Below are 16,627 nucleotides of genomic sequence, written 5' to 3' on the forward strand. Positions count from 1 at the left end.
TAGGTATCAAAAATAATTATATGAAGTTTATTTTTATAAAAAAACGTTTTATTACATGTTTCTTATTATTAATTGTTTTTGCAGGTTATAGTCAGCAAACAATTGTAGAAACTAATAATTTCACAAAATATAACAATGCTATAAAATTGTTTAATAATAAAGCCTATGCTGCTGCACAAAAAAGTTTTACAGCAATAAACGAGACGGCTACTCTTGGATCTAATTTAAAAGCAGATGCTGCTTATTATGATGCCATGTGTGCTGTACGTTTAAAACAGTCAGACGCAGATAAAAAAGTGCTTACTTTTATTGAAGAAAACCCTAATAGTAGTAAAAAAAACACCGCAGTTTTTACAGTTGCAAATTATTACTTTGCGAATAAAAAAGCGGCTTATGCACTTAAATGGTACCAAAAAGTAGATGCTGCTTATCTTTCTAAAGAAGATAAAAAAGAACTCGATTTTAAAATGGGGTATTCTTATGTAATTAGCAATAATTTACCTTTAGCCAAAGAAAAATTTCTTCCTTTAATTAATGATGCTAAGTACGGAAATGATGCAAGGTATTATTATGGTTACATTGCATATAAATTAGAAGATTATGGCATTGCAGAATCTACCTTTAAAGAAATTGCAGACAACGAAACCTACCGTGTAGAAATTTCTTATTACCTGTTAGACATTAGTTTTCAAGCAGGTAAGTTTGAACGCTGTATTAAAGTTGGTAAAGAATTAATTAACACCTTTCCTCGAAAAGACAGGTCTGAAATTTCTAAAATAATTGGAGAGAGCTATTTTAATTTAGAAAAATACAGTGAAGCAATTCCGTATTTAAAAGCTTATACCGGTAAAAAAGGAAAATGGAACAACACCGATTTCTATCAATTAGGATATGCATATTACAAACAAAACGATTTTGAAAACGCGATTAGTAATTTTAATAAAATTATAGATGAGAAAAACTTTATTTCTCAAAATGCATATTATCACTTAGGTGAATGTTACCTTAATTTAGAGAAAAAGACAGAGGCTTTAAATGCGTTTAAAACTGCTTCTGAAATGGATTTTGACAGAAAAATTAAAGAAGATGCTGCTTTAAATTATGCGAAATTGAGTTATGAAGCAGGAAACCCTTTTAAAAGTGTTGCTGAAGTTTTACAAGAGTATTTAAAAGAATATCCAAAATCTACAGCTTATGAAGAAATTAACGATTTAGTAGTTTCTTCTTTCTTACACCAACAGGATTTTAAAGGTGCTTTGGTCTTTTTAAACGAAAAGAAAACTGAAAAAAATAATTCATTAATTTCTGAAGTTTCTCTATACAGAGGTATTCAATTATTTAATGATCAAAAATTACAAGAAGCATTGCCTTTGTTTGTTGCAGGTAAAAAAGCAACAGAAGTATCTATTAGAGAAAAATCTAAATATTGGGAAGCAGAAACTTTGTATCAATTAGATAACCCGAAAGAAGCACTTTCTAAATTTACTGCTTTAAAAAAGGATTTAAAATCAAAAGATGAAGATTTTAAACTAATTGATTACAATATAGGCTACAGTAATTTTACACTAAAAAATTATGCAGATGCAGCCGTATCTTTCGAGAACTTCTTAAAAGATGGTTCTCTAGAAAAAGACATTAAAGACGATGCATACATTCGTTTAGGTGATAGTTACTTTGCTATTAGAAATTACAGAAGCGCCATTAATGCTTACACTACGGTTGTTAATACCTATGGTGCAGAAGCAGATTATGCGCAGTATCAAATTGGAATGAGTTATGGCTTTATAGAAGACAATCAAGCTAAAATTACAGCGCTTACCAATGTGGTAAATAAATACCAGATTTCTAACTTAAAAGATGATGCTTTATTTCAACTAGCAAATACATACACCGTAATAAAAGAGAATAACAATGCGCATAATGCCTACAACAGATTAATAGAAAAACATCCAAATAGTATTTTTCTCCCAAAGGCATTAGTCCGTCAGGGTCTATTGTATTACAGTGAAAATGATAGTAAAAAAGCTTTAGAAAAGTTTAAACAAACTACCAATCAATTCCCAAATTCTCCAGATGCTTTTGAGGCAGTTGCAAATGCTAGAAATATTTATATTGACAATGGCAATTTAAACGAGTATGTAGATTGGATATCTGGTTTAAAATTCATCAATGTTACAGATTCAGATTTAGACAATACGACCTTTGCTGTGGCAGAGAAAAAATACTTTGAAGCAAAAGATGGTAGTGAAATTATTAGAGCACTTTCTAAATACACCATTTCTTTTCCTGAAGGAATTCACAAGCTAAAAGCTAATTATTATTTGGCAGACATCCTTTTTAAGGAAAAAGAATTTAACAAGGCTATTGCCTATTATCAAAATGTTCTAGAAGAAGGACAAAATGAATATAGTGAAGACTCTCTAGCCAAATTAGCGCAAATATTTCTTGAAAGAGATGAATTTGAAAATGCCATACAAATATTAGATCGATTAGAATTGGAAGCTTATTCTACCGAGAATGTATTATTTGCACAGAGTAATCTAATGAAAGGTTATTATGAAACAGAAGCTTACGACCAAGCTATTACATACGCTAAAAAAATTCTTGCAAAAGAGAAGTTAAATATCCAATTGGAAAATGATGCTAAAATAATTATTGCACGTGCTTCTTTTAAAACCGAAGATTTTTACACTGCAGAAGAATATTATACAGAAGTAGAACGTAAAGCTACAGGAGAATTAAAAGCAGAAACATTGTTTTATAATGCTTTCTTTAAAAATCAAAAAGAAGAATACTTAGACTCTAATAAAACGGTTCAGAATTTAATAGCAAATTACTCTTCTTACAAATATTGGGCTGTAAAAAGTTATATTATAATGGGTAAAAATTATTATGGTTTGCAAGATGTGTATCAGGCTACTTTTGTGCTAGAAAACATCATTAAAAACTTTACACAATTTGAAGACATTGTAGAAGAAGCTAAAAAAGAGCTAAAAAAAATAAAAGAAAACGAAGCCAAAACGAATAACTCTGTAACTCCTATTAAAGAGGACAACACAATTAAAAACAATAAAAAATAATGAAAAAAGGTTTCACATTATTTCTAGTCTATTTTTCATTTTTAAGTTTAAACGCTCAAAAAAAGGATCAGGCTAAAGACACCGTAAAAACAGAAGTTGTAAATATTGTAACAAAATACAATCCTAAAATTTCTGATGCCAAAAAAATTAATAAAAACCCTAAAATAGAATTGCTTAAAAACAGCGAAAAGAAAAAACTAGAATATACTATTTTTTCTGCTCCAGTTGCCTCTACTTTTATTCCTAAAAGTGGTGTTGTAAAAGGCATTGATGTTGGCGTTAAAGAAAGGGTCTACAAGAACTATTTAGCCGCAGGTATCGGAAATTATACAACTCCATATTTAGAAACGTATCTAACCCATAGTACTAATTATGAAAACGAGTTTGGTTTTAATGCTAAGTATTTAGCATCTCTAGATAATGTTAAAAACTCGGTACTTAACAGTAATTTTTCTAACTTTAATATTGGGGCATTTTACAAACAACAGGAACGTTATTTCGACTGGAAAGTAACTTTAAATTCTGAAAGAAATCTTTATAATTGGTACGGTTTACCAGATATTACTTTTACAGAACCAACTGTAGCTGCAATAAATGAAGAGCAAGTATTTAATTATTTTGACTTAATTGGGGAATTAAATTTTGAAGATTCTTATATTCAATCTGGAAAAGTAAACTTTGCAAACTATACAGATAGCCATGAAAGTAGCGAAATCTTAGCAAAATTTCAAGCAAAATTAAATTTGCCTTTAGATTATTTACTACCTAATTTAAATGATATCTCTATAGCAACAAGTATCGAATTTTTAAAGGGAGAATTTAAAAACGATTACAGCAATTCTAACCCTCTAAAATATGGTACCTCTACCATCAACATAAACCCTCAATATAAAATGGAATATCAAGGTTTTTCTATAAAACCGGGTCTTAAATTAATTGCTTCTTTTGATTCAGAAAACAGCGCTAATAACTTTTTTATACTGCCAGATATTTTTGTTGAAGGACCAATTATAGAAGAATATTTAAATGTGTATGCAGGTATTACGGGTGATTTACATACCAATACTTACAAAAACTTTACAGAAGAAAATCCTTATGTATCTCCAACACTTTTTATAACACAAACTTTAGAAAAATCGAACCTCTTTTTAGGATTTAAAGGTCTAATTATAGATGATTTAAGTTTTAACGTAAAAGCAAGTTTTAAATCTGAAGAAGACAAACCAATGTTTATAAGAAACAATTCTAAGTCCGACGGAACCAATACTACTTATAATAGCATGGATTTAAAAGGTTATGAATACGGCAACTCTTTTGATGTTCGTTATGATGATGTAAAAACCAACACCTTCTTTACAGAATTAGAGTATGAATATTCTAAAAACTTATCATTCGGTATGCAAGGAATATACAATAGTTACACATTAGAAAATGAAGTAGAGGCTTGGAACCTACCTTCTGTAGAAGGAAATATTTCTGCGAAATACAAAACAAATAAATGGTTTGCAGGTGCCAATATTTTTTATGTTAGCGAAAGGAAAGATGCACTTTATAGCAGTCAATATCCAACTGCCTCAACTGGTTCAGAAAACGTAGCTTCATTTACCGATGTAAACCTAAACGGAGGGTATCATTTTAACGATAAGTTTTCGGCTTTTCTAAAGTTAAACAATGTATTTAATACAAAATACCAACGTTTTGCAAATTTTGATATACAAGGAGCTCAAATACTTGGTGGTTTAACCTATAAGTTCGATTTTTAAAAACCTGTTTAAAAGCAACTTTTTTACCAAATTAATTTTATGTTATATTACTTAGTTATTGGACTTCAAATTTATTGTGCATACCACGCCTATAAGAATAGAAACAATATGTATTGGTATTTTATCATATTCTTTATTCCGGTAATTGGTTGCATTATTTATCTTTTAACACAGGTAATCAGCAAAGGAGACGTTACTCATATTACAGAAGAAATAACGACTATAATTAATCCTACAAAAAAGATTAAGGAGTTAGAAACAGCTTTAAAATTTTCTAACACATTTCAAAACAAGATTAATTTAGCCGATGCGTATGCACAAAACAAAGAGTACCACAACGCAATTGAACACTATGAAAATGCGCTAGAAAGCAACTTTAAAGACGACCCTCACACCATAAACAAACTTATTATTTGTTATTATAATATTCAAGAATACGACAAGGTTATTGCATATGCTCCCAAAATAGACCTTCAAAAAAACTTTAAAGAAACGCTCTTTTTTTACGGTTTAGCTTTAGAACAAAAAGGAGAACTAGAATTGGCAGAAATTCAATTGAGAAAAATTGATATCCGTTACTCTCATTACGATGAAAGACTTGAACTCTCTAAATTCTTAATTAGGAATAACAAAAAAGAGGCAGCTAAAGAGATTTTAACTGAAGTTATTACAGAAATAAACGCAATGACCAACGCAAATGCAAAAAAACATAGAAGCATACTTTCTGAGGCTCATAAAATTCTAAATGAGAAGTAACTATTTTTTTAAAGGAATTCTACATTTATTAATTTTCATATTTCTAACTGTAGCAACTCAAATTGGAGGCTTTTTATATATAATTCCATTTTTACTGATTTCTAATAAAGTATCAAAATATAAATTGAAAAGAACATTCTTTTTCATCACTTTATATTTAACAGCATCCTTTTTAATTGTTCCAAAAGTTGCACCATTATTTGGACGCATTAAAATTGAAAACAACAAAAACTTAGAAGCACATAATTTTCTAACTAAACTCTTTAATAGAAATTATGTAACGCCTAAAATGCAAAAAGTATTGACAAATATTTCTTTAAAAATAAAAAAAGAATCGCCTTCTCTAAAAGTTATTTATTTAGATGCAAATTTCCCTTTTTTTAATGGCTTTCCACTGCTCCCACATTTAAGTCATAATGATGGTAAAAAGATTGACATATCATTTATATATCAAACCGAGAAAGGTATAAATACAAATGCGAAACCGTCTAATAGTGGCTACGGAATCTTTGTAGCTCCAAAAAATAATGAAAATAATCAAACCAATATTTGTAAGAAAAAAGGGTTTTGGCAATATGACTTTACTAAGTATTTTACGTTTGGCAGCTTCCACTCAGATTTAAAAATATCAGAAAAAGCAACCAAAAACCTTATTATACAAATATTAAAAGAAGATGCGATTAGTAAAATTTTTATAGAACCTCATCTTAAAAACAGGTTAAACCTCCGTAATTCTAAAATTAGATTTCATGGTTGTGGTGCCATTAGACATGATGATCATATTCATTTTCAAATTAAATAAATAGTCATTTCATTTTTGTAGCTTTATAGAATCAAATAAACTACCCAACATGAAAAAATCACTACTACTATTTTTATCATCAATCTTACTAATTTCTTGTAATCAAAAACAAGAAAAACCAATAGACAATACCCAATTTTCTGCAGAAGAAAAAATTGATTCCACTAAAATAAAAACACTATTCAACACTGCTTTAACAGAAGGTAAATCTTATGAATGGTTACGAGATTTAACTCAGAATATTGGTGGTCGTTTGTCCGGTTCTCCAGAAGCTGAAAAGGCCGTTATTTGGGGAGAAAAATTAATGAAAGAAGTTGGTTTAGATTCTGTTTGGCTACAACCTGTTATGGTGCCTCATTGGGTTCGTGGCGAAAAGGAAGTTGCTAATTATGCAATAAACGGCGTTCAAAAAAATGTACCTATTTGTGCTTTAGGCTTTTCTATTGCAACTTCTAAAGAAGGTGTTTTAGCAGAAGTTATAGAAGTAAAAAGTTTAGAAGAAGCAACAGCTTTAGGCGATAAAATGAAAGGTAAAATCATTTTTTTTAATCGTCCGTTTGATAATACTTTAATAAAAACCTTTGAAGCATATGGAGGTTGTGTAGACCAACGTGTTAAAGGAGCTGCTGTTTGTGGAAACTTTGGTGCAAAAGGTGTAATTGTGCGTTCTATGACCAATTCTGTTGATGACTATCCGCATACAGGAACCATGAGTTATGGAGATTTACCTAAAGAAAAACACATACCTACTGCTGCAATAAGCTCTAGAGCTGCAAATATTTTAAGTGATGATTTAAAAGCAAATCCTAATTTAAAATTCTACTTTAAACAAAATTGTGAAACTTTACCAGACGCTCCTTCTTTTAATGTTGTTGGAGAAATTAAAGGTTCTGAAACTCCAGAAAATGTTTTTGTTGTTGGTGGGCATTTAGATTCTTGGGATTTAGCAGAAGGCGCACATGATGATGGTACAGGAATTGTACAATCTTTAGAAGTTGCTTACTTATTTAAAAAAAATAACATTAAGCCTAAAAACACCTTACGAGTTGTCTTTTTTATGAATGAAGAAAACGGAACAAAAGGTGCTAAAAAATATGCTGAATTAGCAAAACTAAACAAAGAAAACCATATTGGAGCCTTAGAATCTGATGGTGGCGGACATACACCTAGAGGTTTTTCTATTGATGCTAATACTGTTAACACAAAATTATTACAAAGCTGGAAAAAACTATTATCACCTTATGGTTTACACGATTTAGACAAAGGCGGTTCTGGTGCAGATATTAGTCCGCTTAAAGCAGAAAATGTAACCTTGGTTGGTTACAGACCCGATTCTCAACGTTATTTTGATTATCACCATACAAGTACAGATACTTTTGACAAAGTAAACAAACGCGAGTTAGAATTAGGTAGTGCCTCAATGGCAAGCATTATTTATCTAATGGATAAATATTTATATAACAATACTCCGGTAAAACCGTAATTCCATGGACATTTTCATTCTAATTTTAAAAATATTTTTCGGTATTTTATTCTGCTTCGCAGGAATTATGCACGTTATAAAACCGGATATTTTTAAACACTTTATCCCCGATTTTTTACCGAAACGATTGGTAAATTATATTGCAGGGATTATTGAATTCTGTTTAGGCTTAGGCTTATTTTTTCCATCAACCGTAAAATATGCTGCAATAGGTATTTTTATGCTGATGGTTCTTTTTCTTCCCATTCATATTTGGGACGTTACTAAAGAAAGACCTGCTATTGGATCTAAAAAAATAGCTATTATTAGAATTCCGTTACAATTTTTATTGATGTATTTATCATACCTTATTTATCTAAATTCATAAACCTAGAATAAACCAAAATGAAACAACTTCTTTTCTTTTTTACCATATCAATTGCACTGTTTTCTTGTAATAACAAACAGCAAGCAGATTTAATTGTTATCAATTCAAATGCTTATACTGTTAATAATAATTTTGACAAAGCAGAAGCTTTTGCTATAAAGGGTGGAAAGTTTATTGCTGTAGGAACTTCGAAAGAAATTCAAGAAAAATATCAATCCAAAAATATAGTTGATGCAAAAAATCAAACAATTGTACCTGGTTTAATAGATGCTCATTGTCATTTTTTCAGAATGGGATTACAGCAACAAAAAGTATCTCTAGAAGGCACTAAAAGTTACGATGAAGTTTTAGAGAAGATTGTCGATTTTCAAAAAGAAAAAAACGTCACTTTTATTACGGGTCGTGGATGGGATCAAAACGATTGGGAAGTAAAAGAGTTTCCTACTAAAAAAAAATTAGATCAATTATTTCCAACAACTCCTGTTGCCGTTGGTAGGGTTGATGGACATGCCTTGCTAGTAAATCAAGCTGCATTAAACTTCTCTGAGATAACAAAAGACACCAAAGTTTCTGGTGGAGAAATTATTTTGAAAGATGGCGAATTAACTGGAGTCTTAATTGATGCTGCCATGGATTTTATTAAGTTTCCAGAAACGACAAATCAAGAAGCAATTCAAGGGTTATTAGATGCTCAAAAAATTTCTTTTTCTTATGGATTAACCACAGTGGATGAGGCAGGAATCAACAAAAAAACAATTGAACTAATTGATAGTTTACAACAAGTTGGAAATTTAAAAATGCGTATTTATGCAATGGTTTCTGGCGATAATCAACAAGAAATAGACTATTATATTAACAACGGCATTGTAAAAACTGACAGATTAAACGTTCGTTCTTTTAAAGTGTATGGAGACGGCGCTTTAGGTTCTAGAGGAGCTGCAATGCGCATACAATATTCTGATAGAGAAAACCATTTTGGTGCTTTAATTTATAGCCCAGAGAGATATCAAGAAATTGCAAGACAAATTGCTGCATCCAATTTTCAAATGAATACGCACGCTATTGGAGATTCTGCAAATACTTGGCTTTTAAAAACCTATAAAGAAGTTTTAAAAGATGAAAAAGACAGACGTTGGAGAATAGAACATGCACAAATTATTGCTCCTGATGATTTTAAAAACTTTGATAATATATTACCTTCTGTACAACCAACGCATGCAACTTCAGATATGTATTGGGCAAAAGATAGAATCGGAAAAGAGCGAATAAAAGGTGCTTATGCTTTTAAAGACTTATTAAATACATATGGAAAAATTGCTTTGGGTACCGATTTTCCAGTAGAGCAAGTAAATCCATTTTTAACGTTTTACGCTGCTACTATCAGAAAAGACCTCAACAATTATCCTGAAAATGGTTTTCAGATGGAAAATGCCTTAACCAGAGAAGAAACTTTAAAAGGAATGACCATTTGGGCAGCTTATTCTAATTTTGAAGAAGACGAAAAAGGCTCTATTGAAGTTGGTAAATTTGCAGATTTTGTAATTATAAATCAAGATATTATGAAAGTTAAAGGCAATAATATACCGAATACAAAGGCCGTTTCTACTTTCTTAAATGGTGAAAAAGTTTATTAAAAACACTTTCTAAATTGAATATAAGTTTGATAAAAAACTAAACTTTCTTGATGTTTTTTATCAAACTTTCAGACAAGCTTAACAACCACCTAACCTGTTCAGAGACCATTTGTGTTTCGTGTAATTGAGATCTCATTTCTTTTGTAATAGGCAATCCCTTTGCTATTTCTTTGTCTCTTTGGTTTGATAAACTTTGAAAATAATCATCATAGTTCTTGGCAGCAAAACCTAACTCTTCTGTATCTAAACAAATGGTAGACTCCGAATTATTTAAGAGTTCCATCGCCTTTTCTAAATTGGATAAAATGTGCTTAACATAAACTTCAAATTGTTCGGGCACCTTACCTGTTTCATTCGTTCTAATATACATCCCTAAAGAAGAAAGAGAAGACAAATACGTATTAATTATGGTTATAAGCTCATAAAATACTGCAATATTTTCTTGTCTAGATTTTGGTTCTTGTGCTAATCTTTGATACGCCGCATTTAAGTTTCCTACTTGTAAAAAGGCTTCTTTTCTGGCCAAAGCATATACAGTAGGCACTTCTCCTTTCTCGTGATAAAAAACAGCTATTTGTTTTAAAAAATCTGAAAAACCTTCAATTGATTTCGATAAAACCTCCTTAATATTTTTAGCTTCCCAAGCAGGCCAAAAAAGATAATTTGCAACGTATGCTAGCATAGAACCAATAAGAGTATCAATCACCCTAAACTGAATAACCGTTAAAATATTAGGGTGAATTAAAGCATACATAAAAATGACATATAGCGTAATAAAAGCTGCTGCATTTCTATAATTTTCCTTCACTAAAGAAAAACCTATTATTAAAGAAACGGCAGCTATTACAGCATAAATTACTGGATTTTGAGTTAAAAAAATAATTCCAACTCCTACAGCTGCTCCTATTAACGTACCTACTACCCTGTTCTTTGTTCTTTCTTTAGTTAAACCATAACTAGGTCTCATTATAACGACTATCGTTAACAAAATCCAATAAGATTGCTGCATTTCTATAACAAAACCAATAGCAAAACCAATAAGCATGGTTAGCGTTAATCGTAAAGAATGTCTAAAGATAGGTGATTTAAAAGTGAAATTTGCTTTTAGTTTTTTAACATCATAATCTTGAGGCGTTAAAAACTGTTCCGCGTCTTTAATAGCTCTAATTTTATCGTTTTTAGAATAGTTATCTAAAATTCTAACGATATCCATTAAATTACTAATTTGTTTTTCTTGATACGCTTTATAATTTAATAGAAAAATTACTCCTTCTCTAGATTCTGGCAAGCCAATATCTACTTTATAAATTTGAATATGATTTTCTATTTTTTTTATTAAAACCTTAAAATTATTTTTATACGTAAGTTTTTCTTCCTTTAGAATAACTTTTGAAATGTGATTTAGTTTATCTGAAACTTCAAAAATTAAAAGTTTAAACTCATCTACTTTCTCGTGGTGCTCTTTAAATAAAGTATCGAATTTGTCATAATCAATGGCATTTGAAATAGCAAGCTCATAGATTTCAATAATTTTAGAAAAAATTAATTGCTGACGCCTTGTTCTATTACTAAACCCGGAATTGAATCTTTTTTCTAAAACAACTTCCCGAATATTCTCTTGAAGTTCATTAATAGCTGTTTGCAATTTAAAGTTTTCCTCTAAGAGACTTGTTCTATCATTTTCTTCCGCTAACAGTTTTCCTCTTATTTTTATAAATTCTGCTGTTTTCTCCAACAATTCAACAAATAAAAAGTCCGCCTGAACTCTGGGTAATAACAATTGTGTTGAAATTGCTAAAACTAAATACCAAACACCTCCTAAGACAATAAATAATGAATGTTCTAAAATACTAATTTCTGTGCTTTGATGTCCAAAAGCCAAAACCAAAGCAATTAAACCGGATAAGGAAATTAAAGAAGCCCTAAAACCAAATACAGAAATATAAGAAATTAAAAAGACTAAAATGATTAGTAAAGGAACTAAAACAGGAAGGTAATTGTTAAAATAACCAATTAAAAATGTGATAGAGAAAGCTAAAATTAGAGATGCTAACATTCCATAAAACTTATGTTTCACACTACCTGAGACATCTGATGGTGCACATAAAATAGCGCCTAAAGCAACACTAAACCCTACATCAAAACTATCGAAAAAATATACAGAGACAATTACAGCAATTACCATGGCTAAAGCAACTAAAAATGCTTTAATAAAATAAATGCCCTTAAAATATCTAATTAAATTTTTAACCATAATCAAATTAATATTCAAATTTAAGAAGTTTTCTTTCTAACACTAATAATTAAAGGGAATTAAAACAAAAAAATAAGTCAAGTAAAAATACTTGAGAACTTAACATCAATATAAAAAAGGTTTGTAAAACATAAAATAATTGTCGATCCTAATTATTTAAGAGTAACATTATTATTTATGAAAACCATCACATAAAGGTTTATTTTCAGACAAACCACAAGTACACCATGCATAGTTCCCTCCTTCTAATTCTACTGATAGAGACCTATTTCCAGCTCTTTTGGTAATTCCTTATTTATTTTAGTGAATAATATAACAAAATTTCAGGAATAGTTTATAAAGTTTTAATTTATAATGATTTTTAATTATTTTATATTAGCCCGAAATTTTAAAACTATAAAATGAAATCCTACTTAACACTTTTTTTATCAGTAATTCTTTTTACCTCTTGTATTAGCGATGATGAAACTACTTGTACACCTCAAACAGATGAAGACATTGTTGAATATATTGAGAGTAAAGACTTAATAACTACAAAGACTGAATCTGGCTTATATTATACTGTAAACAATGAAGGTACAGGAGAAACTCCAACTGAAAATTCTATTGTAGATGTTAAATATAAAACATATTTTTTAGACGGAACTGGTAATGCTGAAAGTGAATCTATCGCTCTAAATTTAAGCACATTAATCCCAGGATTAAGTGAAGGAATTCAACTATTTAAAGAAGGAGGAAGTGGAACTTTAATTATTCCTTCTGAATTAGCTTTTGGAGAATCTGGAAACTCTACTGGATCTATTCCTTGTGGAACTGTTTTAGTTTTTGAAATAGAAGTTTTAGCTGTTCATGATAGTTATGAGGCACAAAATGAGGTTGCTATTTTAAAATATATTGATGACAACGATTTAGATGCTATAAAAACAGAGTCTGGTTTATATTACGTTATAAATACAGAAGGAACAGGAGCACAACCAACAAGTACTTCTAACGTAACTGTTTCTTACAAAGGAACTTTTTTAAACGGAGAGACTTTTGATGAAAGCACTGTGTCTGGAATAGACTTTAATTTAAGTCAAGTAATTGCTGGTTGGACAGAAGGCATTACATACTTTAAAGAAGGTGGAGAAGGTATTCTTTTAGTCCCTTATACTTTAGCTTATGGACAGTACGGAAGTGGTGCTATTCCTGGTTATACTCCTTTAGCCTTTGATGTAAAATTAATTAGCGTTAATAACTAGACTAGTTTTTAAACTACAAAAAAAAGCGAAACTTATTAAGTTTCGCTTTTTTTATGCATATTATTTATTCACTAATTTAAATCTTGCAATAAAACCTCTACAGCTTTCTTTAACTGATCATCTTCTCCCCTTGCTTTCCATCCCGGTTTATTTTGTACTAAAATATCTGGTACTGCAGGTCCGTTTTCCATATTCATACCAGATTCTTTAACATACCAAGCTCTATAAGGCATTCTAATAGAACCATCTTGCAATCTTTGAGAACCTGTAGAAATTACAGCTCCAAAGGTTGGTTGCCCTACTACTTTACCTAACTTAAAACTTTTAAATGCGTGTGCAAAAATTTCTGCATTAGAATAACTGCTTTCATTTGTTAAAGCAACTAAAGGCTTTGTATTTACAGCCAATAAAGCTCTTTCATTAAAAGGATAATTACCAGAGAATTTTTTGTTATCTCTTTGTAAATTATCAGTTGCTCCTCTTGGTACAGTGTAAGAATGTTGTTGCACTGTTAAAACAGCCATTAAACGGTCTGTAGTCCAACCTCCACCATTATTTCTAACATCTATTACAATTCCTTTTTTACCATAACCACTTGCTTTTAACTCTCTTTCAAAACGCTCAAAACTTGGTAAATTCATTCCTTGTATATGAATATATCCTAATTGTCCGTTAGAATATTCATCTACTAACTTTTTTCTAGAGTTTATCCATTCTTCATAACGTAAATTACTAATCGTTCTCGTAGATTCTGTTCTTACCACAATTTCTCTTTTATCAGCTAGATTTAATAAGATTTCATTTTCGGAAGTATTTTTTAACAAACTATAAAAGTTAGTATTTTCTTTAATTTCTACTCCATTTACAGCGGTAATAACATCTCCTTTTTGCAAAGAAACATTGTTTTTTGTTGCTGTAGAGTTTGGTAAGATAAAGTTTATTTTCACTCCTTTTTTTACATTAGAAACATCCAAACCTAATAAACCAATATTATCATTAGAAACTTTTTCTGGCGTTTTACCTCTATATCCCATATGACTTGCATTTAACTGCCCTAACATATTGTTAAACATAAAAGAATAGTCATGTTTACTTTCGGCTGCTAAAACCATTGGTCGGTATCTTTCTACAATTTTATCCCAATTATATCCATGAAACTTAGGATCATAAAAACCTGCAGTAATTGCCCTAACACCTTCTTCAAAAACTTGTTCATTTAGTTTACTAAAGTTTGTTGTATAGGTAGCTGAATGAGAGAATGATAAAACTTTATCAGATTTTAAGTTTAAAGATTTTAACTTTCCTTCCGCAGCATAATACAAGTTATCCTTATGTAAACTATAACCGCGTAAACCACCAACACCTTTAACTAATTTTGGTTTGCCTCCTTTTAAGTCTAATTTATACAAACCGCTTTCACCTGTTGTTGCATCTAAAGCTGCAATATAAATACTCTTACTATCTGCACTAAAAAATCTTCCGCTTTCATTACCTGCCCAATTTGTTAACTGTACAAGTCTGTCGTAAATTTTATCTTCATCAATTTTTACATCAACAACTTTCTTTTCATCCTTGCTTTTAACATCTTCTTTAGAACTGTAATAATCTCCTTCTTCAAAATCTGTTTTGGTTTTTTCCCAATCAGATTTTTGTAACCAAATCATCCAAGTATCATAATTAATACCTCCTCTATCTCCTGCTCTATTAGAAACAAAAGAAAGTTTTTTTCCGTCTGGACTCCAAGCCGGAGAAGAATCTGACCTAGGATGCATAGAAACATTTATCTTTTTAGATGGATTTTCTATAGATTGAATATAGATTTCACTATCAAAATTTAAATCATCCTGAGAATATGCAATGTACTTGCTATCCGGACTCCAAGCTACACCCTCTGCAGCTGCCCAAGTATCAGAATAACTTTTAACGTTAACTATTTTACCCTCTTTTAAATCTGCAATTACCAATTGTCCTCTACCAATTCTATAAGAAATTTTCTTTCCGTTTGGCGAAACTAATGGTTCAAAAACATCAATTTTACTTTTTGTTAGTTTTGTAACTTTCGTTTTTAGGCTTCTACTTAAGTTTACTTTATCATCTGTAGAAACAACTTTATATAGCTCATTTTGACCGTTTCTATCTGATAAAAAACCTAATGTATTATCGTCTATCCAAAAAGGATTATCATCTTTAAAAGGATTATTACTAACATTATTTGTTTTCTTTTTATCCTTATTATTTTCTTTCACAAAAATTTCTCCGTTAATACTTAACGCTATTAATTTTCCGTTTGGCGAAACATTTAAATCTTTAATTCCGCTAGAAACCGTTTCTGTTTCTTCTAACTCAAATCTATTATCTGTTGCTAAGTTTAGGTTTATTTTTGATGTTGATCCATTTTCTATTTTAAAAACATCTAATCCGCTGTTGTAAATAATAGTACCATTGTTACTTACAGAGTAAGATAAAACACCATTAACTTTTAAATCTGTTAACTTATTTTCTGTACCATTTTTGCTACCGTTTGTATTTAATAAAGTTTTATAAATATTATATCTACCGCTTTCTGCACCTATATAAAACAAATTGCTTTGCGCATCCCAAAACGGAGAATGATCGTTTTTGTTACTTGTAGTAATTTGATGATATTTTTGGGTATTTATATTATAAATCCAAATATCTCTTTGTGCAGGACCGTTATAATCTTCTCTAGAAATTCTACAAGTTCCTTTTACAAAAGCAACTAAATTACCGTTAGGCGATATAGAAGCCTGACTACCTAAAGCAGTCATAAAACGATTAGGAGTTTCTCCGTTTTCGTTAATTTTATAAATTGATGTTTCTCTTTCTGTTCCTTTATAAATTCTATTACTTGAAAATATAATTTCTCCATCAGCATTCCACTGACTCGGTGTATCTGTTGTAGGATAGTAGGTTAACTGTTTAGGGATTCCTCCGTTTAAACCTGTTTTAAAAATGTTTGTATTTCCTCTTCTATTAGAAGTAAAAACTAACTGATTACTTTCTGAATTCCATGTAGGACTGGTCTCATAAGCTTGATGAATTGTTAGCCTTTTAGGCTGATTTGTTTTTAAATCGAGAACCCAAATATCACCATCAAAACTAAATGCCATCTTAGAAGCGTCTGGGCTTATAGATGGCATTCTTATTAAGGTGCTTTGAGCAATTAAAACAGTTGTACTAAATAGAACTGCATAAAAAAATAAAGTCTTTTTAATCATTATTACTG

Annotated in this window: 11 protein-coding genes; 8 read left to right on the forward strand and 3 right to left on the reverse strand. The window is 30.2% G+C overall.

Going from position 1 to position 16,627, the window contains the following annotated elements:
• Positions 1 to 20 precede the first annotated feature (20 nt).
• The 7 genes from H0I29_RS02120 to H0I29_RS02150 are packed head-to-tail and all read left to right on the forward strand — an operon-like array spanning position 21 to position 9,885.
• Positions 21 to 3,080, forward strand: a complete 3,060-nt coding sequence (locus H0I29_RS02120; protein ID WP_218754249.1) for a tetratricopeptide repeat protein — start codon at positions 21 to 23, stop codon at positions 3,078 to 3,080.
• Positions 3,080 to 4,843: a hypothetical protein gene (locus H0I29_RS02125; protein ID WP_218754250.1), complete on the forward strand. Its 1,764-nt coding sequence runs from the start codon at positions 3,080 to 3,082 to the stop codon at positions 4,841 to 4,843. The genes H0I29_RS02120 and H0I29_RS02125 overlap by 1 nt, the downstream gene beginning before the upstream one ends.
• 39 nt (positions 4,844 to 4,882) lie before the next feature.
• Positions 4,883 to 5,599 (forward strand): hypothetical protein, encoded by a 717-nt coding sequence (locus H0I29_RS02130; RefSeq protein ID WP_218754251.1) that lies wholly within the window; start codon positions 4,883 to 4,885, stop codon positions 5,597 to 5,599.
• The gene (locus H0I29_RS02135; protein ID WP_218754252.1) at positions 5,589 to 6,401 is read left to right on the forward strand and encodes a hypothetical protein; all 813 of its coding nucleotides are present in this window, start codon (positions 5,589 to 5,591) and stop codon (positions 6,399 to 6,401) included. The genes H0I29_RS02130 and H0I29_RS02135 overlap by 11 nt, the downstream gene beginning before the upstream one ends.
• Positions 6,402 to 6,450: 49 nt before the next feature.
• The gene (locus tag H0I29_RS02140) at positions 6,451 to 7,884 is read left to right on the forward strand and encodes a M20/M25/M40 family metallo-hydrolase (protein ID WP_218754253.1); all 1,434 of its coding nucleotides are present in this window, start codon (positions 6,451 to 6,453) and stop codon (positions 7,882 to 7,884) included.
• Positions 7,885 to 7,888: 4 nt separating this feature from the next.
• Complete coding sequence (locus H0I29_RS02145) at positions 7,889 to 8,251, forward strand: MauE/DoxX family redox-associated membrane protein (protein ID WP_218731195.1); 363 nt, start codon at positions 7,889 to 7,891, stop codon at positions 8,249 to 8,251.
• Positions 8,252 to 8,268: 17 nt separating this feature from the next.
• Positions 8,269 to 9,885, forward strand: a complete 1,617-nt coding sequence (locus tag H0I29_RS02150) for an amidohydrolase (RefSeq protein WP_218754254.1) — start codon at positions 8,269 to 8,271, stop codon at positions 9,883 to 9,885.
• Positions 9,886 to 9,922: 37 nt separating this feature from the next.
• On the opposite strand, the gene H0I29_RS02155 is transcribed toward H0I29_RS02150, so the two are convergent.
• Both H0I29_RS02155 and H0I29_RS18465 read right to left on the reverse strand, forming a co-directional pair.
• Positions 9,923 to 12,139 (reverse strand): FUSC family membrane protein, encoded by a 2,217-nt coding sequence (locus H0I29_RS02155; RefSeq protein WP_218754255.1) that lies wholly within the window; start codon positions 12,137 to 12,139, stop codon positions 9,923 to 9,925.
• A 171-nt stretch (positions 12,140 to 12,310) separates the two neighbouring features.
• Positions 12,311 to 12,427 carry a CDGSH iron-sulfur domain-containing protein gene (locus H0I29_RS18465; RefSeq protein ID WP_218755174.1) on the reverse strand — a complete coding sequence of 39 codons (117 nt, stop codon included), beginning with the start codon at positions 12,425 to 12,427 and terminating at the stop codon, positions 12,311 to 12,313.
• A gap of 113 nt (positions 12,428 to 12,540) precedes the next feature.
• Between H0I29_RS18465 and H0I29_RS18470 the strand changes: the two genes are divergently transcribed.
• Positions 12,541 to 13,380, forward strand: coding sequence for an FKBP-type peptidyl-prolyl cis-trans isomerase (locus H0I29_RS18470; protein WP_368384570.1), 840 nt, complete (start codon positions 12,541 to 12,543; stop codon positions 13,378 to 13,380).
• A 71-nt stretch (positions 13,381 to 13,451) separates the two neighbouring features.
• On the opposite strand, the gene H0I29_RS02170 is transcribed toward H0I29_RS18470, so the two are convergent.
• A complete protein-coding gene (locus H0I29_RS02170) occupies positions 13,452 to 16,619 on the reverse strand; it encodes a S41 family peptidase (RefSeq protein ID WP_218754256.1) in 3,168 nt (1,055 codons plus the stop codon).
• Positions 16,620 to 16,627: the final 8 nt, after the last annotated feature.

The organism is Polaribacter sp. R2A056_3_33 (assembly GCF_019278485.1).
Classification (GTDB): Bacteria; Bacteroidota; Bacteroidia; order Flavobacteriales; family Flavobacteriaceae; genus Polaribacter.